Origin of the sequence: Citrobacter freundii complex sp. 2024EL-00216 (assembly GCF_043945515.1) — a bacterium.
Classification (GTDB): domain Bacteria; phylum Pseudomonadota; class Gammaproteobacteria; order Enterobacterales; family Enterobacteriaceae; genus Citrobacter; species Citrobacter portucalensis.
This window is the reverse complement of sequence record NZ_JBIMRA010000073.1, coordinates 1-748: the sequence shown is the minus strand read 5'-3', so window position 1 is coordinate 748 and position 748 is coordinate 1. Positions and strand designations below refer to the sequence as shown.

Annotated in this window: 1 protein-coding gene; it reads left to right on the top strand. The window is 53.6% G+C overall.

All coding sequences use genetic code 11. From position 1 onward, the window contains the following. Positions 1-35 precede the first annotated feature (35 nt). Positions 36-733 (top strand): IS1-like element IS1B family transposase gene (locus ACHHZ7_RS25455; protein ID WP_095033700.1). Its coding sequence is split into 2 segments (ribosomal slippage): positions 36-285 and positions 285-733, totalling 699 coding nucleotides; the frame shifts between segments, so codons are not numbered across the junction. Positions 734-748: the final 15 nt, after the last annotated feature.

Sequence of the window (748 nt, the reverse complement as noted above, 5' to 3'; positions counted from 1 at the left end):
GATTTAGTGTATGATGGTGTTTTTGAGGTGCTCCAGTGGCTTCTGTTTCTATCAGCTGTCCCTCCTGTTCAGCTACTGACGGGGTGGTGCGTAACGGCAAAAGCACTGCCGGACATCAGCGCTATCTCTGCTCTCACTGCCGTAAAACATGGCAACTGCAGTTCACTTACACCGCTTCTCAACCCGGTACGCACCAGAAAATCATTGATATGGCCATGAATGGCGTTGGATGCCGGGCAACCGCCCGCATTATGGGCGTTGGCCTCAACACGATTTTCCGCCATTTAAAAAACTCAGGCCGCAGTCGGTAACCTCGCGCATACAGCCGGGCAGTGACGTCATCGTCTGCGCGGAAATGGACGAACAGTGGGGATACGTCGGGGCTAAATCGCGCCAGCGCTGGCTGTTTTACGCGTATGACAGGCTCCGGAAGACGGTTGTTGCGCACGTATTCGGTGAACGCACTATGGCGACGCTGGGGCGTCTTATGAGCCTGCTGTCACCCTTTGACGTGGTGATATGGATGACGGATGGCTGGCCGCTGTATGAATCCCGCCTGAAGGGAAAGCTGCACGTAATCAGCAAGCGATATACGCAGCGAATTGAGCGGCATAACCTGAATCTGAGGCAGCACCTGGCACGGCTGGGACGGAAGTCGCTGTCGTTCTCAAAATCGGTGGAGCTGCATGACAAAGTCATCGGGCATTATCTGAACATAAAACACTATCAATAAGTTGGAGTCATTACC